Origin of the sequence: Streptomyces sp. WZ-12 (assembly GCF_028898845.1) — a bacterium.
Taxonomy (GTDB): Bacteria; Actinomycetota; Actinomycetes; order Streptomycetales; family Streptomycetaceae; genus Streptomyces.
Window position 1 is genome coordinate 279,459 of record NZ_CP118575.1, and the last position, 20,452, is coordinate 299,910.

Genomic DNA, 20,452 nt, shown 5'->3' on the forward strand with positions numbered 1-20,452 from the left:
ACTTCACATGAGGTGCCTCGAGGTTTCCGGACAGGCGTCCAATAGGATCGCCTGGAACAGGGAACGAGGAACAAGCAGTGGCACCGAGAAAGTACTCCCCGGAGTTCCGTGAGGAAGCCGTCCGGATTGCCTTGAGTTCGAGCAAGACGGTCACCGAGGTCGGCCGGGAACTCGAGATGAATCCGGAGACGCTCCGTGGCTGGATGAAGAAGCACCAGAAGCGGAATGAGTTGCCCGCCGATGCCGGCCTGCCCGTCAGTGAGCGTGCGCGACTGAAAGAGCTGGAACGGCGCAACCACGAGCTCGAGATGGAGAACGCCTTCCTGACAAAAAGCCGCAGCGTACTTCGCGAAGGATCCCCGGTAGCGAGCAAGTACGAGTTCATCGATGAGATGCGACTTGATACGGCGGAGTACGTCTACAGCGTCGAGTTCATGTGCAGCAGACTCGGCGTTTGCAGATCCGGCTACTACGAATGGCGCGACCGTCCAGAATCCGCAACAGCCAAGCGGCGCGAGGAACTGAAAATGCTCATCAAGAAGGCATTCGAGGAATCCGACAGCACCTATGGCTACCGGCGCGTCCACGCCCAGCTGGCCCGCTGGGGCCGCGCCGTCGGCCCGGAGCTGGTCCGCCGCCTCATGCGCGAGATGGGCCTGGAACCCTGCCAGCCGAGGCCGAATCGTTTCGGCCTCACCCAAGCCACGGCCAGCCTGGTGCCAGACCTTGTCGGCCGCGACTTCACCGCCGACACACCCGGCGAAAAACTTGTCGGCGACATCACCTACATACCGACGACAGAGGGCTGGCTTTATCTCGCGACCATTATCGACTGCTGCAGCAAGGAAGTTATCGGCTACGCAATGGATGACCACTACCGGACGCCGCTCATCGTCCGGGCTATCCGTAACGCGGCACGAAACCGCAAGCTCACCAAGGGCGCGATATTTCATAGCGATCGCGGCAGCAACTCCATGTCCACCGAGTTCGCAGATGTCCTCAAGAAGCTTCAACTCCGAAAGTCCGCCGGGCGCACGGGGATCTGTTTCGACAACGCGATGGCCGAATCATTCTTCGGAGTCCTCAAGAACGAACGCGTATCGCGCGTCACGTACTTGACCCGCGAGGCCGCACGACAGGACATCACTCGATACATAGAATTCTGGTACAATCGCAAGCGCCTTCACTCGGCAGTGGGGTACCACCCTCCCCGCGAAGTCCACGCCGAGCACCAGAAGCTGCGAATAGCCGCGTGAAATAGACCGCCAGACGACTGTCCGGAAAACGCGAGGCCCCTCAGCCCGCGTTCCCGGGCCGCGGCCAGGACGCCGTCCAGGACCTCGCGTCCGCCCTCGGCACCGGTCAGCCGGTCTCTGAACTCGCAGAGCACCGAGTGGTCGAAGCCGGGGTCAGTCAGTTCCAGTCCGAGCGCGCATTTCCAGTCGATCCGGGCCCGCACCGCCTCGGCAGCCTGCCGGTCCGTGAGGTTCTCCACGAACTGCAACACCACCACCAAGGCCAGCCGCCCCGGTGACCAGGCACGTTTTCCCCGCGCCGGGAACAGGCCCGCAAACTGCACGTCCGTGAACAACACGCCCAGCTCGTCCCGAACCCTGATCGCCAGACTGCCCTTCGGGAACGCCGCCCGCGCCACCCGCACCGTTTCTGCGGGAACCTCGCCCGGCACCAACGGCTTCATCGACACCCGTGCCCCACCCCAAACACAAACGTCGGTCTCCAAGACCACAACCAGGTCTTGGAGACCGACGTCACGCATGCCCCGCAATTCGCCAACAGCGTCCCCTCCGGGCGGCGGGCCGTCACCATGGACTGCCGCTATTTCTCGTGAACATCTACCGGCCCCAAGATCGCAAACTGCTGCCCAAACCGGCGGACAAACGCTGCCGCTTGAAGTGAACGAAGCCAGTCCGCGACGTCACCTACGACGAGGACCGCTCCCAGGTCCGTACCGGCAACGCACCCCGCGTCATGGCGAGCGTCCGCAACACCGCGATCACCCTCCTACGCCTCGACGGCCACCACAACATCGCCGCCGCCTTACGACACCACGCCCGCCACACCGACCGCCCCATCAACCTTCTCCTGGCTGCATGATCAACGACTTTGCCAGAGCCCTGGGTATGGGACACCTCATGATCATCGGGCTTAGACACCACAATGATCACGAACCCCGTGCCTGCACTGCTATCCACCCCAACCGGTCACTACCCCACCAACCGCACAACCCGGGAACTCGCAACCGCCCCGGGCGAACGCGCCTTCGCCCAACTCAAAACCTGGCACATCCTCCGCAAGGCACGATGCTCAACCAACCGGATCGGAATCATCGTAGCCGCCATCCATACCCTCTTGACCTGCGAAAACGAAGGATGAAAAAGGCTCAATGATCGAATTCAAAAAGAATGGGTCGGCGTAAAATCTTCTTCGAATAATGCGAAGTCGTCGCATAGCCCAGTGCGCCCCGGCTCAACATAGAAGAAGATCTTGACCTTACTCGACGAGGGTGTCGTAAATCGAATTTGAACCTTCTGCCAGTAAGGAAGATCGATCGCCTTCGATGCCATATATGCCCCTTCCGTGGTTTTAACTCCTATCACGGGCCCTTTGCCTCTACCTGACCGACCCCAGGCTTCCAGGATGTAACGTTTACCCGGAGTGAGACCGTTAAGTATTTGCTCGACCCCCCCTTTAGACTTAATCCCCAAGAACCCTACAGACTGTCGGCCAGAATGTTTTTCCTTGTAATTAAATTCTGGCTTATCCCCCCAAAATTCCCAGGACCTTAGGCCGTCGTCGAATTTCGGATTGAATATGAATTCCGTGGAGCTGTATCCCTGAAGCGTCGATACTGGGGAGAGGGCAAGACCTACTGCCGTTTCTGGCAGGGGTTGTCCTGCTGCAATCACGTCCACGTGACGGATGAGCTGGTCTTTTACGGAATTGGCTATCCGGAGATAGATGTCTTTGGACTGTCGATCACTATAGCTGCTCTCTTGAGGGTTGTAACCGAGCGAGGTCATGTAACCAGACAGGCGCACTTTCGCCAAGTAGCCTGGATTTAACCCTTCGATCCATTTTTGATATTCGCCATATTGGGAAATTATCACTTGCCGCGCTATCTGCTGGCTCGCGGCCTGCCATCTTCTATCCAGTTCGAGAAGTTTTTCGTCGCGCTCATTCCCGGGTTTATGTGTGTCCATGATCTTCTGCTGCAGCGGCGTGATAATGCGGTGCTGTGCGGCTTCTAGCCTGTCGTTTATCACCTTTATGCATAGGTCGCGCATGTTTTTCATGAAATCGTAGGGATGGTCAAGCGCATCATGGAGCAAGCTGTCCAGTACGGCCAATAATGCCGGCGCGGCAAGAAGGGCGCCGGTCACCAGTAGAGCGGCGGCACCTACCCCTGCGGCTGTCATTCCGATGACAAGGACGTCGCCTGCAACGCCAAGGACGTCCAGGGCAATTCCCGGCTTATCCTGCTCTCTTGCTGTTAATTTCTGAGTCAACGAATAAGCGTTGGCAGCCAACGAAACCCCCGGTCCGAGGTATGCAATTTTTCGGAGTACCGGTTTGCCGAGTTCTAAAGCCACCGCGACCTTGTCGACGGCGAATGGCAGGACCACCGCCCCTCCATGCAAAGCTGTTTCTATGTTGGTGGTGGTATCACTCTGTGGGTCCAGGAGCTGGATCGCCATTCCCACTCCGGCGCCGAAGGCCGATCCGGCGGAACCTGCACTTCCGCCTGTAAAGTGTCCGGCCAAGTCAGCCTTGGGGGCGATGGATCTGGTGATGGCCACCTGAGTGGTACCGGAGAGTATGCTGACTCGTTCAGCTGGAGCAGGAGTGACAGGGGGCACCGGTGTCGCGCTCTGTTCCTGGAGGCGCTCTGCTTCCCTCCCTATAATAGCCTCAGTGACGATCTGCGCATTCTGGCGGATCTCTTCCTGAATCCGGCCTGGAAGTGGGAATCGGTAGAGCAGTCCGTTTGCCGGAAGCCAAGCATCAAGCAAGGTACTTCCGGAGGTCTTGATAGTGATTCTTACTTCGTCGAACAGTCCGTTCGGTTCACATCCTGTGATGATGTGCGAGGGGTCCAGCGGATCTAAATACGGCAGGGTGCACGTTGACAGACATCTGACTGTGCTGTTCCCTTTAATGATCTCCAAAGTAGGAAACCATGAAGTTTCCGTACGCATGTTCCCTGATGTGTCAATAATTTTGGTTTTGCTCCCGGTGATGGACACCCTGGTCCCGGAGCCATGCTGGATCAAGTTCCTCCAGCTTTCGCCCGTTCCGGGAGCAAGTGCTCCCGAGGGCAACTCGTTGACCATTTCCAAGGTGAGGAAATCCGGGGTGAGCGCCATGAACCGGTCCTCTCCCGGAAGGGGCTCCAAGTATAAGGTAGAGGCACGAGGAACTATTTTTTGGGAGCCGGCCTTGATGATCGTAGATTTTGCGGGATAATTCTCCACCGTAGGCGTACCCGAAGAAGGTTTCTGCCCTGGGAACTTACTCACCCTGTTCATCGTGCGGACTCGTATATCATAGGGGCCCGTCACTTTCACTTTGATGTTTTCCATGTCGGCCTGCAATTCCCATTTAACGAATTTAGGAGATGTCGGCGCGAACACTTCCTGCGGCTCACCCCAAGGGTCACTTATCGGACGCCCCGATGCGGTGACAACCCTCTGTCGCGCCATTGGGACGGGTGTGGCTGAGTGGAACATAGGGTCCAGGGTCGGCGATGTCAGGGACGTTACATACGTCTCGTATTTATCTTTGTCACCCAGAGTCTCGGGAGATTTAGGGATTCGGCTGACTGGGAGGAATTTTCCGCCCGGCAGCGGGATGCTCTGCGGAGCGTTCGTAGGGATCTTGGCCTTGAAGCGGAACCCAGCGATGGGGTCGGCGTACGGCCCTGTAATGAAGTGCCGGACCTGCTCCCCCATTGGAACAGTACAGACATAGGATTCGACTCCCGCTGCAGTGTATTGCCATAGTTCACCATCGGTATAATCGCCTGCAGTCGGTACTGTAATACTTACATATGCGGCATAGGTTGTATCGGCGTTCGGGTCTGTGCGCGCTGTCCGGTTCTCTACGTATTCGTACTCCCTGAAAGGGAGGGCGCTTTCGCATGGAAAGAGAAAATCAAGGCGATAGTCCGTTCCGGGAGGCGAGTCAAGATGGATTCCATTTTCCCACAGTAAAGTGTACATCTGTCGCACGCTGCTGCGGCGCCAGAGCATCGGAACCGTGTTCTTTGTATCGGGCGGCATTTTCCAAGTGCTTCTCACAATGGGCAACGGATAATCCCGCAGAAGCCGGGTAGAAAACTCGGTCGTGTATCGCGGATACCGACCAGATATTTTATGAGACTGCCTGTAGGTAGGCAGCGTAGCCTGCGACAAGGGGGGTATGGTAGGGGTGACTTCGATGTCTCCTGTGGTGGGTTGCATGATTTCGTAGAATGTGGCGTGTGTCTGGGCGTGGAGGTTGATGGTGTGGGGTTGTCCGTCGGCGGGTATGGTGCCGAGGTGGTATGTGCCGTGGTGGTGCCAGTTGAGTGTGATGTTGTATTCTATTGTTGTGTCGTGTGTGTCGGGCTGGCCGGTGATTTGGAGTATCTTTCCGCTGAATTCTGTTGCGAGGCTGACGGTGTCGGGGAGGTCCAGGTAGGATGTTCCGTTGAGTGAGATCCTCTCGCCTTGGTACGGTCGGGCGGGGGCAGTTTCCATTCCTGCGGCCGGCCTCTGGGTGAATTCCTTCTTCTCTGTCCCAGCTGCTTTTTCTATGATTCTGGCCAGGCCGATGCCTTCCCCCATCATCAGTCCCTGGACGAGTCCCTCCTTTTCTTTCCCGGTCGCCTTTTCTATTATTCTGACCAGTTCGCGGATGTTGATGAAGGTTTCCTGTGGTTCTGCGAGTTCCGTTCCGGACGGGGCCTGGACCAGGGCCGGCTCCAGTACTCTCAGGACCTTTTCTGCTGCCTCTAGCTGCTGCTGGGTCAGGAGGAGGGGGGCGGCGAATCCGGTGAGGGGGAAGATGTCGGCGCTGCCGGGGATGCTGAGCGGGGTGAGGTCGGGCAGGGCGGGAACGGCGTTCTTGACGAGGGTTTTGATGATGTCAGGGATATTGAGGAGGCCGGGGGTTTTCCAGAGGTTCTGGTGCTGGTTGCTGATGGGTGAGATAACGGTGAGGGTATGGGGTGTGAGGTCCAGGGGGAGGTACACGGTGTGGTCGCGTTCGGGGTCGTCGGTGAAGTGTTCCGTGGAGACTGTGGTGGTGTGGCCGGGGCTGATGGTGGTAACGCACACCAGGTCGGAGAGGTAGCCTTCGGGGAGGGGGGAAGCGGTGGTGATGCGGGGGACACCGTTGTGGAAGGTGATGTCCATCCAGTCGGGGGTGAAGAAGGAGGCCCCGCCCAGAGTGTGGTGGATGCCGTCGGCGCCGCTGGAGCGCATGCCGCTGTAACGGGGATGGGATTTGTTACTGCGGACAAGGGCGGGGGCGCCGTTGACGGTGTCAGCTTTGAGGTAGCCAGTACCGACCCGGCGTGTGGTGGTGGGGGGCTGTCCGGGGCGGGGCGTGTCGGACGGGCTGGTGAACAAGCGCCCGAGCAGGCTCCGGTGCCCTTCGAGGACGAAGCCTGAGCGCTGGGGCTTGGTGGTCACCTTTTCGGGTGTGCCGAGGGCGATGCGGGCGATGTTGCGTAGGGACTCGCTGCCAGGGGTGTAGTAAGCGGTGTGGGGTGCGACGGGGCCGGTGACCGGGAAGTCTTCGTCCTCGGTCCTGATGCGGGTGACATCGCCGTACTTCATGTGGGTGGGGTCGATGCTGAACCAGTTGAGTTTGCTGACGATGTCCTCCTTGTTGGCACCGGTGTAGATATGGGAGGCGGGGATATTGAGATGCCGGGCGCGGCGGCCGGTGCCGGGACTGCCCAAGAGGACCAGGTAGTCCGCATTCCCCCCGCCCACCGGCTGCCGATAGTAGGCCTCGTGTGCGGCGGCGAGAGTGCGGGCCCCGATGGTCTTCGCAGCATCCATTGCAGTGCCGACGCCACCGCCCGCCGCGATGTCGGCGGCTGTCGTCCCGACTCTCGCAGCGGATTTCGCAGCCTCGACTGCGATCTCGGCCGCCCCGCCGCCCGCCTGCCACGACTTGGCGGCAGGGCCCACAACGCTGTAGCCGACGGCCTCGGCTCCAGCGCCTTTCACCGCGCCAGTGACAGCGGCCCGCGCGGCGGCAGTGACACTGGTGCCGCCAGGGACGGGTTTCATCATGGCGTGACCGGCAACAACACTGCCGTAGCTGTAACCGACCACAGTGATCACCGGCTGCTCCGGCAGCCCCTTCCCCGCCCTGACAGCGGCATCCCCCCGCCACAGGGCACGCCACTGGGCGAGATCGAGGTTCAAAAGCTGTGACCCCGCCTGGGCCAAGGCTTCGTTGCTGACCTCGCCCTTTACCGCCCACAGGTTTCGGGGAGCCTTATATCCCTGCCATGCCACGACCGCGACCGGCACCTTGCCTGCGCCCGTGTCCTCGACCTGGATTTCTTTCAGGCAGGCCCGGCGGACGTTGCAGGCACTGCGCACCAGCTCATGGAAGTTCTCCGGGGCACTGCCCATACCAGGCACCAGGACCACCACATACCGCGCGGATTCGATCGGCCCGACTGCCACCGCCATCCGCCCAACACCGCCAAAACTGGGATCGTAGGACAGCACGCTGGCCGGGACACCTGCATCGACCTCCCCCAGAGCCCGCCACAGATACCCCGCAGCCTCCTTACGACGGCCCTCAGGCGAATCCCCCGGATCCTCCACAGTGAGTTCGGGGCGCCCGGCGGCCCCACCGAGACCGATACGCAAACCACCACCCTCCGGCCCCGCCTCGCCGGCCAGCGTCTCACCCATCTCGGGTGCCTTCCTCACCCCCTTGACCAGCCGGGACACGCCCTCCCGCGGCAGCACCCTCTTCGGCACCACCGACTTCCCCCCCAGCAACGCCCGCCCCATGTCCCCCCACATCCGATCGCGGCACTCCTGGTCCAGCCCCCCAAACCCCCCAGACACCACCCCCGCAAACCCCCGCCACACACCCGGCCCCTCCGGGCCCCCGGATACCCCCATCGGATACTGCGCCGCGACGACAGCGCGAACGACTTGGGCCTTCTGGGCATCGCTCAGAGAAGGACGCCGCCGCTCTTTCTTCTTCTCACCACTGCTCCTCTGGCTGCCCCCACTCGTCCGGGGCTCCTGTTGAGATTTTTTGGAGGGGGACATCGTCATGGAACAGCTCCAGACCAGTAGAAGGGGGCAGTGCGCTTCCCTTCGTAATAGGGAGATGTCCCGTATGAAGAAGTTTGATGACCGACACGGCAGCTGTAGTTCTGGTGTCGTCGCTGGTCAGGAGTGTGCGGGGGTAGGTGTGGGCATGGGTAAGGCCACCCTGATCGGGAGTATCACGAAAGCGGCCCTGTCTCACTTTCGGTGGTGATGGTCTCGGCGACGGTCGAACTCGGACCCTCTGACGGCACATCAAAACTGACCCACTTGGTGATCTTCGTCTGATCCTGGCCTTGGTGATCAAGGGCAGGAGGAAGGGTGATCCTCGTGGAGGACTGGGCAGAGATCCGTCGCCTGCACCGGGCCGAGCAGATGCCGATCCGGGCGATCGCGCGACACCTGGGCATCTCGAAGAACACGGTCAAGCGGGCCCTGGCCAGCGACCGGCCGCCGAAGTATGAGCGACCGCCGAAGGGTTCGGTGGTGGACGCGGTCGAGGTGCAGATCCGTGAGCTGTTGCGGGAGACACCGACGATGCCCGCGACCGTGATCGCCGAGCGGATCGGTTGGGAGCGGGGAATGACGATCCTTAAGGACCGGATCCGCGAACTGCGACCGGCCTACGTTCCCGTCGATCCGGTCTCCCGCACGACCTATCGGCCCGGTGAACTGGCCCAGTGCGACCTGTGGTTCCCCGAAGCGCAGATCCCGCTGGGCTATGGCCAGACCGGCCGGCCTCCGGTGCTGGTGATGGTGTCGGGGTATTCACGCGTGATCGCCGCGCGGATGCTGCCCTCGCGAAGGACCGGCGACCTGATCCACGGTCACTGGCACCTGCTGTCGCAATGGCAGGCCGTCCCCAAGACGCTGGTCTGGGACAACGAGGCCGGCGTCGGCCGCGGACGCCCCACCAGCGAATTCGCCGCGTTCGCGGGCCTGCTCGCCACCAAGATCTACCTCTGCCGACCACGGGATCCCGAGGCGAAAGGGCTGGTGGAGCGGGCCAACGGCTATCTGGAGACCTCGTTCCTGCCCGGCCGTCACTTCAGCGGCCCGGACGACTTCAACACCCAACTCGACGCCTGGCTCAAGGTCGCCAACCGGCGCGTCCACCGAACCCTCGGAGCCCGTCCGGTCGATCGGTGGGAGGCGGACCGGGCCCAGATGCTCACCCTGCCGGCGGTGGATCCGCCGACCTGGTGGCGGTTTGCCACCCGGCTCGGCCGGGACCACTACGTCCGCGTCGACACCTGCGACTACTCCGTCGACCCCGCCGCCATCGGCCACCACGTCACCGTGCTCACCGACAACGACGAGGTCATCGTCCTAACCACCGGCGGAGAGATCGTCGCCCGGCACGTTCGCTGCTGGGCCCGCCACCAGACCCTCACCGATCCCGAACACGCCGAGACCTCAGCGATGATGCGGCATCAAGCACGGTGTCGTCCGACGGGCCAGATCCAGGCCGTCGGCACCGGATCCGGCCCGCTGGTCGAGGTCGAACAGAGAGAACTGGGCGCCTATGACCGGCTGTTCACCGTCATCGACGGCGGCGTCAACAAGGAGGCCGGCTGATGTCCCGCACTCCCACCGCAGGCGGCGAGTCAATGTTGACCCAGCCCGCAGCCGGGCCCGCGGCCGCCGGCCGTCGCACCAGCCAGCAGACCACCTCCGACCTAGCTTTCCTCGCCCGGGCCCTCAAAGCCCCGGCCCTGCTGGCCGCCGCCGACCGCCTGGCCGAACGGGCCCGCAAGGAGTCCTGGACCCACCCGGAATACCTCGTCGCCTGCCTCCAACGCGAGGTCGCCGCCCGCGAATCCCACGGCGGTGAAGCACGAGTCCGCGCCGCCCGCTTCCCCGCGGACAAGACGATCGAAGAACTCGACGTCGCCTATCTGCGCGGCCTGACGCGCGAACAACTCTCCCACCTGGGAACCTTGGACTTCATCGCAGGCAAGGAGAACGTCGTCTTCCTGGGCCCGCCGGGCACGGGCAAGACCCACCTGGCCATCGGCCTGGGCGTCCGGGCCTGCCAGGCCGGCCACCGCGTCGCCTTCGCCACCGCCGCGGAATGGGTCGACCACCTCGCCGCCGCCCACCAGGCCGGCAACCTCGCCGCCGAACTCACCCGCCTCGCACGCTACCCGCTCATCGTGGTGGACGAAGTCGGCTACATCCCCTTCGAATCGGAGGCCGCCAACCTGTTCTTCCAACTCATCTCAAACCGCTACGAACGCGCGTCCGTGATCGTCACCAGCAACAAGCCCTTCGGACGCTGCGAAGCGCGGCGAGTTCGACGCGTTCGTCGCTGGTCAGCCGGTCGTCCCGCTCGCCGGCATCGGCCTCGGCCTGCCGGATCCAGCCGCGCAGGGCCTCGGGATGCACGCCGAGCTCGATAGCCAGTCGCTTGATCTGGGGCTTCGGGTCGGAGGTCCGGTACATCCGCACCGCACGCTCGCGCAACTCCAGCGAGTACTTCCTGGGGGCAGCCATGGTCGATGTTCCTCTCATGAGAACCATCTGACCCTCTGTCACCATCCTCCGCATCTCGGGGGAACCTCACTCCGCCACCGCATCCTCCTCCCATAAGCAGAACCCAGCGTCACCACCAACTACGGAACAGAGCCAGAAGTCGAACACCGTCCAAGCCACCCTGCGCGCTCCGGTCGAACGGACGATCTCCCGGATCAAGCAGTGGCGGATCTTCCGCCACGCCCGCATCAGCCCGAACAGACTCACGTCAGTCGCCGCCGCGATCATCACCCTCATGATCTACACGTGAAAAACGCTCCAACGCCGCTGCGTTAGGGCTTGAAAGTGCAGGTCAAGGGGCTGGGAGACGCAACGGGACTCCTGATAGATCAACTTGTTGCGAAGCGAGTCGGTCGAGCAAGGGGTCCCGTTGCAGGAGAAGTCTGTCATCATCCGGAGGGTCGAGATGGCCGGGGGTGTGTTCGCGCCGGGGCATATAGGCGAGTTGACGCAGGTGGTGGACTTCGCACTGGTGGACGCGGTGCTCGCGGAGACGCGGGCGGTGCAGCGGCGCATCCGGCTGCTGCCCGCCCGGGTGGTGGTGTACTTCGTGCTCGCCCTGGCGCTGTTCGAGGGGTGCTCCTACCGGGCGGTGTGGGGCAAGCTCACCGGGGCGCTGGGGGATCTCGGCCTGGTCTGTCCGCATTCCTCGTCTCTGTCCCGGGCCCGGCGTCGGTTCGGGGCCGGGCCGCTCAAGGTGCTGTTCGAAGCCGTGTCCGGAGCGGTGGCCTGGCGGGATTCTCCCGGCGCGTACTGGTCGGGAATGAGTACGGTCGCCTTCGATGGCACCGGCCTGCAGCTGCCGGACCGCGACCCGGTCACCGCCCGGTTCCCGAAACGGCACGGCGAGCAGCGCGAGTTCGGCTACCCGCTGCTGCGGCTGGTCACTCTGGTCGAGACCGGCACCCGCGCGATTCTCGGGGCGGCCTTCGGACCCGAGAATGACGGCGAACTCGCCTACGCCACCCGTCTGATGGGCCGCCTCGGCCCGGGGATGCTGGTCCTGGCCGACGCCTGCTTCGACGCTTTGGGCTTCCTACGCGATGTCCGCCACACCGGAGCGCACTTCCTGGTCCGTTCCTCCGCCTGCCGCCGGCCGACCGCTTGTCAGCACCTGCCGGACGCTTGTACCTGGCCCGTCTTGCCGCCCCTTACCGGGCCGGCCACCGCTACAGCCCGCTCACCGTCCGCGTGATCGAGGCATGGGTCACGGTCACACTCGCCGACGGCACCACCCACCGCGAGCCCTGGCGGCTGGTCACCAGCCTCCTGGACCATGAACGCCACCCGGCCGACCGCCTCGTGGCCTTGTATCACGAGAGGTGGCAGGCTGAGGTTCCCCCGAGATGCGGAGGATGGTGACAGAGGGTCAGATGGTTCTCATGAGAGGAACATCGACCATGGCTGCCCCCAGGAAGTACTCGCTGGAGTTGCGCGAGCGTGCGGTGCGGATGTACCGGACCTCCGACCCGAAGCCCCAGATCAAGCGACTGGCTATCGAGCTCGGCGTGCATCCCGAGGCCCTGCGCGGCTGGATCCGGCAGGCCGAGGCCGATGCCGGCGAGCGGGACGACCGGCTGACCAGCGACGAACGCGTCGAACTCGCCGCGCTTCGCAAGGAGAACGCCCAGCTCAAGCGCGCGAACGAAGTTCTGCGGACGGCCTCGGCTTTTTTCGCGGCGCAACTCGACCCGACCCGGCCCAGGTGACGGGGCTCCTCGACGAGCACCCTGACCTGGGAGTCGAGTGCGTCCTGCGGGAACTGCACATCGCCTCCTCCACCTACTACCGCTGGCGCCGCGCCGAGAAGCAGCCGTGCGAGCGGCGGCGTCGCGACGTCGAGCTGACCGAGCGGATCAAGGAGATCCACACCGAGTCCGGCGGGATCTACGGCTCTCCGCGCGTGCATGCCGTGCTGAAACGCGAGGGCACACGCGTGGGCCGCAAGCGGGTCGAGCGCCTGATGCGCGAGGCCGACCTGGCGGGCATCAGCCCGCGCCGCACAGGCTTCACGCGCCGGGATCCGAAGGCCACACTCGCCCCGGACCTGGTCAACCGGGACTTCACCGCACCGGCGCCGAACCGGCTGTGGGTCACCGACCTGACGATGATCTCGACCGGCGAGGGCCCGCTGTGGCTGTCGGCGATCCGGGACGCGTTCTCCCGCCGGGTGGTGGCCTGGGAGACCTCCGCCCGCGCGGACGCCGACCTGGTCCTGACCACGCTGGAGTACGCCCTCGCGTCCCGCGAGGTCGAGCCCGGCAAGCTCATCCACCATGCCGACCACGGCTGTCAGTACACATCCATCAAGCTCACAACTCGCCTGCTGCGGGCAGGAGTTGACGCGTCCATGGGCTCCGTCGGGGACAGCCACGACAACGCCCTCGCGGAGAACCTGTGGATGCTGATCAAGACCGAGTGCGTGCGCGGCCGCGTCTTCGCCACACGTGCCGAGGCGAACCTCGCGCTCTTCGAGTACACAGACGGCTTCTATAACTCCCGCCGCACCCAGGAACGACTCGGCTTCCTCAGCCCGATCGAATTCGAGGAGAAGTACTACGCCGAGCAGGCAACGGCCGAACGAGCGAACCTGAAACCCCGTCAACCCCTCCTGACCAGCTGATCAGCGCCTCCCGAACGACGGGGGAACCTCAATCTTCCACACAGCGCCATGATTGGAAGCTGTTCCTACAACCAACTCCTTCTCATGCTCAGGACACACGGAGACGTGGAACTTCCTGCCGATCAGCGTGGCCACCCGCGCTGCGGTCCACACCTGGTCCTCCACCCAGCCGTGCGCGGCCGGACCCTGTTCGAGGCAGGCGGCGGTTTCTCCAGACAGCGCGGGGACAGACGACACCGCGATCCGCCTGGACCACGGGACGCCAGGGCCCCAGGCCCGCCGTCCCGCCACAACTGATGCCACTGGTAGGCCGATTTCCGACTCACCCGCAGGCGCTGTGCGACCTCCGACGGCTTGATCTCCTGCTCGAACAACTCGGCCGCCTGTACTCGTACGGCCCCGCAGCGGTCAGTCCGCCCCCATCCGCATACCTCACACACAACGGAATACGACCAATACCCCAGCAACGTCAGGGGTTTCATGAAAGATCACCCTGACGAGCCGAAGTCGGTATTGATCGGCAAGCCCTAAACGCAGCGGCATTGCCGGGGGGTGGATCGAGGATCACCGAAGGTTTCTTATACGGCTCGAGCTTCCTGATGGGCCTGGGAAATCCGGAAGACGATGAACTCCGCCGGGCGTACCAAGGCGACACCGACGTCGCAGATGACCTTGGCAGCGGCGATAGTCTCGGGGGTGTTGTTGCTTTCGTCGCATACGACGTAAAATGCCTCCCGTGCGATGGCTCCCTGCAGGGCACCTGAGCGCCATTGTGTCTTCAAAAACTGGGAGACATTTGCGCACAAGGTGTCGCGGAGTTGCTGATCGTTCGGTTCGAAGACGGCCCAGCGTGTGCCGAGCTTGAGGGATTCTTCGAGGTAGTTCATCAAGCGGCGTAGGTTCACGTACCGCCACTGGTCTTCCTTCGACAGGGTGCGCGCGCCCCATACGCGGTTGCCCCAGCCTGGGAAGGAGCGGAGACAGTTGATGCCTTCGGCGTTGAGCGGATCCTGATCGCGGTCGGTCAGTTCCCGCTCCAAGGCCTTTACATCCTGTAGCGCTATGTTGGCTGGGGCCTTGTGCACTCCCTTCTCTCGGTCCGCTTTGCACCACACTCCTGACACAGGTCCCGACGGTGGTACCAGGTGGCCGCGGGATGTCTCCACCCACGGGTAGTACAGTGCCGCGTACCGACTGTCCGTATCCGTCAGCCCGAGTTCCCGCACGTACGCCTGCACCCTGTCCGGGTTCGCTCCCTTCGGCGGGTCCATAATCACCATTCGGTTTTCATTCGCGCAATGTTGCGCCGCCTTCTGCCAAATTCCCGCCGCTCGAGCTTCGGTGATCCCGGGGATATTCCAGACATCGGGGATCGTGACCATGGTGACCTCAGGAACTCTCTCCAGTGCGGTCAAACCGACCCCGGGAAGACTTTGAGACTCCCCGATAATACGCTCGATCAGCTCATCCGCCGGTAGAACGATCCCTTCATCGCTTGTGGTGCGTATTCCGGCTACCCAACACACTCCGCCACCGTTGGAGAAAAATCCATAAACCGCATCCCACAACGAAAAAGTCAGCCCAGCCTCCTGATGAGCCACCCCCACCGTGTGATACTCGCCCGCGGCGATTGCGACGATGTCACGCCAGCTATCAAGCTCTTCCGGAATATAACCCGTATCTTCGCCGCTGCGGGTGTAGTGAACCTCGCCATTCTTGTCCACCCCCACCGTGTGAATCCTGCTCGCGGCGATTGCAACAATGTCACGCCAGCTATCAAGCTCTTCCGGAATATAACCCCAATCTGCGCCGCTGCGGGTGTAGTGAACCTCGCCATTCTTGTCCACCCCCACCGTGTGCGTCACGCCCGCGGCGATTGCGACGATGTCACGCCAGCTATCAAGCTCTTCCGGAAGATAACCCGAATCTGCGCCGCTGCGGGTGTAGTGAACCTCGCCATTCTTGTCCACCCCCACCGTGTGCATCAAGCCCGCGGCGATTGCGACGATGTCACGCCAGCTATCAAGCTCTTCCGGAATATAACCCGAATCTCCGCCGCTGCGGGTGTAGTGAACCTCGCCATTCTTGTCCACCCCCACCGTGTGAATCCTGCTCGCGGCGATTGCGACGATGTCACGCCAGCTATCAAGCTCTTCCGGAATATAACCCCAATCTGCGCCGCTGCGGGTGTAGTGAACCTCGCCATTCTTGTCCACCCCCACCGTGTGAATCAAGCTCGCGGCGATTGCGACGATGTCATGCCAGCTATCAAGCTCTTCCGGAAGATAACCCGTATCTTCGCCGCTGCGGGTGTAGTGAACCTCGCCATTCTTGTCCACCCCCACCGTGTGATACGCGCCCGCGGCGATTGCAACAATGTCACGCCAGCTATCAAGCTCTTCCGGAAGATAACCCGAATATGCATGGGAGGCGGTATAAACCATCTCACTTGCCACAGCACCTGCTGGTGGAGGACCGTAAATGTCCGTGAACTCATTCCAGGAGCGTACGAGGGTGGGTTCGGCGGGTCCGGTGAGGGTGAATCCGATGAAGGCAGGAACGGAAGTACTGACGCCAGCGATGGAACGCATACCGCTGAGCTGTTCCTCGACGTAGATACCAGGAGTGCTATACGGAGCAGGGGGAGGCATAAGTGACTGCTTTCCGAGCCCCGGAGACAGTCACCAGGGACTCATCGGAAGTGACGGAACAGCCGGCGCGGGAAGGTCATGTCAGCTCGGCAAACTGCTGAAGCAGCTTGAATCCAGCCTTGCGTCAGCCAAATGAGGGAGAGTGATTTCACGTACGCTCGCCAGTCTGGCAGACCGGTACCGCCTAAAGCCTTCCCAACAAGAGCCCCTTAGGGGCAGGTACTACAGCCTCAGATCTTGTGAATCGCCCCGTGTTTGTTGGAGGGTGTCGGCAACGGGTGAAATCGTGGTTCTGGATCACTTTCAGTGCCGGGGCCACGGAGGGTCACCGAAACCGCGATCATGAACGGCTTCGCGCGCTGAGCAGTACCCGTTTGCGGAGCAGGTCGAAGTTGGCGCGGCCGAACATCTGCCTCTTCAGCATTTTAGAAGTTACGTGGAATCTGCCGGGGTGATCATGTCTCTCCGGTGCAACCACGGACTTGGGAGATGGCTTGAGCGGCACGACGGTGCTCACGGAGAAGTGGCCGGTGTTCGGCCGGCACGAGCAGGCAGCGGCCTGGCTGACGGTCTGGACGGATCTCGGACGTGCACCCCGCACGATCGACGCCTACGGCCGGGGACTGGCCGAGTACCTGCTGATGTGCGAGCGGGAGGGTGTCGACCCGGTCGCCGCGAACCGTTCCCATATCGCCGTCTACGTACGGGAGTTGACCTCGCGGCCGCACCGCCGGGGTGCGAACGTGATCTCGATCGACTCGGGGGCGGGGCTGGCGAACGCGACGATCCAGCAGCGGCTCGTGCCGGTCCGCCTGTTCTACGACTTCCTCATGGAAGAGGGGCTGCGGGAGTCCAACCCCGTCGGCCGGGGGCGCTACACCCCCGGCCGACGGAACGGCGGTCCGCAGCGCGGCCTGGTGCCCCGACTGACGAAGCTGCCGTGGATTCCCGGCGAACAGCAGTGGCTGAACGTCCTGGAGGTCGCCAAGCGCGAGCCGGTACGCAACCGCGTGATGCTCGCCCTGGCCTACGACGCCGCCCTGCGCCGCGAGGAACTGTGCTCACTGCGGACCGACGACGTCGATCCGGCCCACCGCACGCTGCGGATACGAGCGGAAACGACGAAGAACCGGCTGGAGCGGGTGGTGCCCTACTCGGCACCGACCGGGGTACTGCTGTCGGACTACCTCGCCCACCGCGCCCGGATCAGCCGGGCCCGGGGACCGCTGTTCCTGTCGGAATCGCGGCGCAATCACGCCCAGCCGCTGAGCCTGTGGACCTGGTCAAAAGTGGTCCGCAAACTCGCGCTGACCTCCGGTGTCGAGCGGTTCTCCACGCATACCACCCGGCACCTGTGTCTGACCGATCTGGCCCGCATGGGCTGGGAGTTGCACGCGATCGCGTCCTTCGCCGGACACCGTCACACCGACTCGACCCTTCAGTACATCCACCTCTCCGGCCGGGACCTGGCCGACAAGCTGGCCCGCGGCATGGACCACATTCATGCCTGGCGAATACAGATGCTCACCGCCCCGGCCGGCGCGACGGCGGAGGTGTCGCGGTGATCGCATCGTCGCTGGCCATCGTCCCCGAGGACGTCGGCGGTCGCTGGTCCTGGCCGATCATCCCGGACCGCTACGACACGACCGTCAAGGTCCGCCCCGCGGAGACACAGGCCGTCCTCGAACTCGGTGTGCGCAATCTGCGCCGGCTGCAGTACCACGACCCGGCCGCACCGGGCTGGCGCATGATCGCACGGCTGCTGGGTCCGCTGGAGGCGGTCAACTCGGCACTCGACTCACCTCCCACTCCGCACCGCCGAAGGGCCATGCTCGACGTCGTTGCCCTTCTGCTGACGCACAGCGCGCAGACCAGACGGGCCTACTGGGGGTGGACCACGCAGGAGTGGGCCCATCTACTCGGCCGCACCCAGGCCGAGTTCCGGCAGAACGCACCCGCCTGGGCCGGGGACGAAGTCCGCCCCTACCTTGCGGCGCACGCCTACCTGCTCGGCTCCTTCAACGAGTTCCACCAGCTCGGCAGCTTCCAACGCCTCACGCTGTCCTGGAGGATCTTCGGACGCGACCGCGTCACCAGCGAGATCGCCCGCCTCCGCACGGTCCTTGGCGCCTGGGGCTATCAACTGGGCCAGGACGACGACACACTGCTGCCGGCGGTCGCCTGCCAGCTGTTCCTGCTCAACCGCAGCCCGCACCTCGAGGACATGGACACCGCACTGTTCGACAGGGTCCGCCGCGACCGGCTGCTGGAGGGCGCCCGGCTGAACACCCTGCACGCCCTGCAGCGGGCGGTCGCCGCGCTCGGCTTCTGCGATCCACCCCTGCAGAGCACCGGCCGTCACTCGGCGCGGGCCACTGGCGGCGCCAAGATCTGGGAACAGTGGGCCGACCGCTGGCACGACACCTCCACCCTCACCCCGCGCGTCCGCGGCAGCATCCGCTCCACCCTCCTGCGGGTCGGCCGGTGGATCGCCGCCGAACAGCCCGACGCCGCCGATCCCACCGACTGGACCCGGCAGACCTGCGCGACCTGGATCGGCGCACTGGACCGGATGAAAGTCGGCGACTACGTCCAGCGCACGGTCGGCCTCAAGGACCGGCTCGGCAAGCCGCTTGAGGCACCCACCAAGGCCGGACAGATCACTGCGCTGCGGACCTTCTTTCGGGACTGCCAGGAGTGGGAGTGGCTGCCCCGCCGCTTCGACCCACTACGCGCTCTGGCGATCCCCCGCAGCATCACCGCCCTCCTCGGCCCCGACCCACGGGTGATCGCCGACGAGGTCTGGGCGAAGCTGTTGTGGGCCGGCCTCAACCTCGACCCCGCGGATCTTCCACAGACCCGCTCCGGACACTTCTACCCCTTCGAACTGGTCCGCGCGGTCACGCTGACCTGGCTGTTCTCCGGTCAACGCAGCAACGAGATCGCCCGGCTGAGACTGGGCTGCATCCGCTGGCAGCACGACGGGAACTCGATCGCAGGCGACTCGCAACAGGTGCTGGCCCGCGATGCGGTCTGCCTGCTCGACGTCCCGACCCACAAGACCGGCACCGCCTTCACCAAGCCGGTCGACCCGATCCTCGGCCAGGCCATCGACGTCTGGCAGGCCGTCCGCCCGGACCAGCCGAAGTTCACCGACCGCCGCACCGGCGAGCACGTCGAGCTGCTGTTCGCCGTCCGCGCCCGCCGCGTCTCCACCAGCTACATCAACAACACGATCATCCCGATGCTCTGCCGCAAGGCCGGCGTCCCGGACGCCGACGTCCGAGGGAACATCACCAGCCACCGGGCCCGGTCCACCATCGCCAGCCAGCTCTACAACGCCAAGGAACCGATGACGCTGTTCGAGCTGCAAGCCTGGCTCGGACATCGATCGCCACAATCCACCCAGTACTACGCGAAGATCACCCCGAACACTCTGTCCAAGGCGTACTCCGAGGCGGGCTACTTCGAGCGGAACGTCCGCACCATCGAGGTCCTGGTCGACCGCGACGCGGTCACCTCCGGCGCCGCCGCGACCGGCGAACCCTGGCAGCACTACGACCTCGGACACGGCTACTGCACCTACACCTTCTTCGAGCAGTGCCAGCACCGCATGGCCTGCGCACGCTGCGACTTCTACACCCCCAAGGACTCCACGAGAGCCCAACTACTCGAAGCCAGGGGAAACTTGCAGAAAATGGCCGTCTCGATCCCACTCACCGAAGATGAACAAGCAGCCGTCACCGACGGCCAGAGCGCGCTCGACCGCCTCCTCGACAGACTCGCCGACACCCCCACCCCGGCCGGACCGACACCCCGCCAACTCGACGTCCCACCGAACACGCCCCTCCTTCCGATCCTCGACGTCCGCCAGGGCAAACCGCAGCAAGCTTGACAATTCTGATTCCACAGAATGGCTCTCGTATTCTGACCCTCGACCTGGCCGGAGCTCCAGGAGCTGGACAGGCCGGCGACGACGGCGTCGAGGTCTTGGCCGAGGCCGGTGACGAAGGTGTGCAGGGCGGGCAGGTCGTCGGCCTGGACGCTCGTGATCCACTGGTTCAGGTCCCGACCCTGACGGTTGTTCATGAGCTCGGCGAACGCGCGGACGTGGTGGGCGGTGCGGTCGAGTGCGGGGCAGCGGACGAGGATCGCCTTGAGCTGCTGGGCCTGGTCATCGGTGAGACGGTCGGGATGGCGGGTGAGCCAGCTGGTCACGTCCCGCACGGACGGCGCCTTGCGGGGGGGCGTGCGGGAAGTTCTCGCGGAGCATGGCCACGTAGACCTTCACGACGTTCTCACCACCGGGGTAGCCGCGCTCGCGTACTTCC

The 20,452-nt window shown here is 63.7% G+C and carries 11 protein-coding genes and 6 pseudogenes; 11 read left to right on the forward strand and 6 right to left on the reverse strand.

The window, feature by feature from the left end:
• Window positions 1–41 precede the first annotated feature (41 nt).
• On the forward strand, window positions 42–1,256 hold the full coding sequence (locus tag PV796_RS41475) for an IS3 family transposase (protein ID WP_446750729.1): 1,215 nt from the start codon (window positions 42–44) through the stop codon (window positions 1,254–1,256).
• A gap of 41 nt (window positions 1,257–1,297) precedes the next feature.
• On the opposite strand, the pseudogene PV796_RS41480 reads toward PV796_RS41475, so the two are convergent.
• Window positions 1,298–1,705, reverse strand: a pseudogene (locus tag PV796_RS41480) (transposase); the annotation flags it as partial.
• A gap of 284 nt (window positions 1,706–1,989) precedes the next feature.
• Here PV796_RS41480 and PV796_RS42590 point away from each other — a divergent pair.
• Both PV796_RS42590 and PV796_RS41490 read left to right on the forward strand, forming a co-directional pair.
• Window positions 1,990–2,115: a hypothetical protein gene (locus PV796_RS42590; RefSeq protein WP_446750726.1), complete on the forward strand. Its 126-nt coding sequence runs from the start codon at window positions 1,990–1,992 to the stop codon at window positions 2,113–2,115.
• A gap of 147 nt (window positions 2,116–2,262) precedes the next feature.
• A pseudogene (locus PV796_RS41490) lies at window positions 2,263–2,394 on the forward strand (IS5/IS1182 family transposase); the annotation flags it as partial.
• 20 nt (window positions 2,395–2,414) lie between these two features.
• Here PV796_RS41490 and PV796_RS41495 read toward each other — a convergent pair.
• Entirely contained in the window at window positions 2,415–7,754 is a 5,340-nt protein-coding gene (locus PV796_RS41495) for an alpha/beta hydrolase (RefSeq protein ID WP_274919609.1), read from the reverse strand.
• Between the two features lie 879 nt (window positions 7,755–8,633).
• Between PV796_RS41495 and istA the strand changes: the two genes are divergently transcribed.
• On the forward strand, window positions 8,634–9,890 hold the full coding sequence (gene istA, locus PV796_RS41500; RefSeq protein WP_274919502.1) for an IS21 family transposase: 1,257 nt from the start codon (window positions 8,634–8,636) through the stop codon (window positions 9,888–9,890).
• 32 nt (window positions 9,891–9,922) lie between these two features.
• Complete coding sequence (gene istB, locus PV796_RS41505) at window positions 9,923–10,714, forward strand: IS21-like element helper ATPase IstB (protein WP_274919674.1); 792 nt, start codon at window positions 9,923–9,925, stop codon at window positions 10,712–10,714.
• Here the strand turns inward: istB and PV796_RS42595 are convergent.
• A pseudogene (locus PV796_RS42595) lies at window positions 10,653–10,862 on the reverse strand (transposase); the annotation flags it as partial. The gene istB and the pseudogene PV796_RS42595 overlap by 62 nt on opposite strands.
• A gap of 100 nt (window positions 10,863–10,962) precedes the next feature.
• On the opposite strand from PV796_RS42595, the pseudogene PV796_RS41510 reads away from it, so the two are divergent.
• The 4 genes and pseudogenes from PV796_RS41510 to PV796_RS41525 all read left to right on the forward strand — a co-directional run.
• A pseudogene (locus tag PV796_RS41510) lies at window positions 10,963–11,097 on the forward strand (IS5/IS1182 family transposase); the annotation flags it as partial.
• Window positions 11,098–11,217: 120 nt separating this feature from the next.
• Window positions 11,218–12,042, forward strand: a complete 825-nt coding sequence (locus PV796_RS41515; protein ID WP_274919610.1) for a transposase domain-containing protein — start codon at window positions 11,218–11,220, stop codon at window positions 12,040–12,042.
• 205 nt (window positions 12,043–12,247) lie between these two features.
• The gene (locus tag PV796_RS41520; RefSeq protein ID WP_274919483.1) at window positions 12,248–12,556 is read left to right on the forward strand and encodes a transposase; all 309 of its coding nucleotides are present in this window, start codon (window positions 12,248–12,250) and stop codon (window positions 12,554–12,556) included.
• Window positions 12,553–13,470: an IS3 family transposase gene (locus PV796_RS41525; RefSeq protein ID WP_274919486.1), complete on the forward strand. Its 918-nt coding sequence runs from the start codon at window positions 12,553–12,555 to the stop codon at window positions 13,468–13,470. Before PV796_RS41520 ends, PV796_RS41525 begins: the two co-directional genes overlap by 4 nt.
• A 99-nt stretch (window positions 13,471–13,569) precedes the next feature.
• On the opposite strand, the pseudogene PV796_RS41530 reads toward PV796_RS41525, so the two are convergent.
• Both PV796_RS41530 and PV796_RS41535 read right to left on the reverse strand, forming a co-directional pair.
• Window positions 13,570–13,906: pseudogene (locus PV796_RS41530) on the reverse strand (helix-turn-helix domain-containing protein); the annotation flags it as partial.
• Between the two features lie 142 nt (window positions 13,907–14,048).
• Window positions 14,049–16,061, reverse strand: coding sequence for a phage tail sheath C-terminal domain-containing protein (locus PV796_RS41535; protein WP_274919612.1), 2,013 nt, complete (start codon window positions 16,059–16,061; stop codon window positions 14,049–14,051).
• Window positions 16,062–16,615: 554 nt separating this feature from the next.
• On the opposite strand from PV796_RS41535, the gene PV796_RS41540 reads away from it, so the two are divergent.
• Together PV796_RS41540 and PV796_RS41545 are read left to right on the forward strand one after the other, a co-directional pair.
• The gene (locus tag PV796_RS41540) at window positions 16,616–17,686 is read left to right on the forward strand and encodes a tyrosine-type recombinase/integrase (RefSeq protein WP_274911917.1); all 1,071 of its coding nucleotides are present in this window, start codon (window positions 16,616–16,618) and stop codon (window positions 17,684–17,686) included.
• On the forward strand, window positions 17,683–20,016 hold the full coding sequence (locus tag PV796_RS41545; protein ID WP_274911918.1) for a tyrosine-type recombinase/integrase: 2,334 nt from the start codon (window positions 17,683–17,685) through the stop codon (window positions 20,014–20,016). Before PV796_RS41540 ends, PV796_RS41545 begins: the two co-directional genes overlap by 4 nt.
• A 74-nt stretch (window positions 20,017–20,090) precedes the next feature.
• Here the strand turns inward: PV796_RS41545 and PV796_RS42600 are convergent.
• Window positions 20,091–20,348: pseudogene (locus PV796_RS42600) on the reverse strand (ISL3 family transposase); the annotation flags it as partial.
• Window positions 20,349–20,452 lie beyond the last annotated feature (104 nt).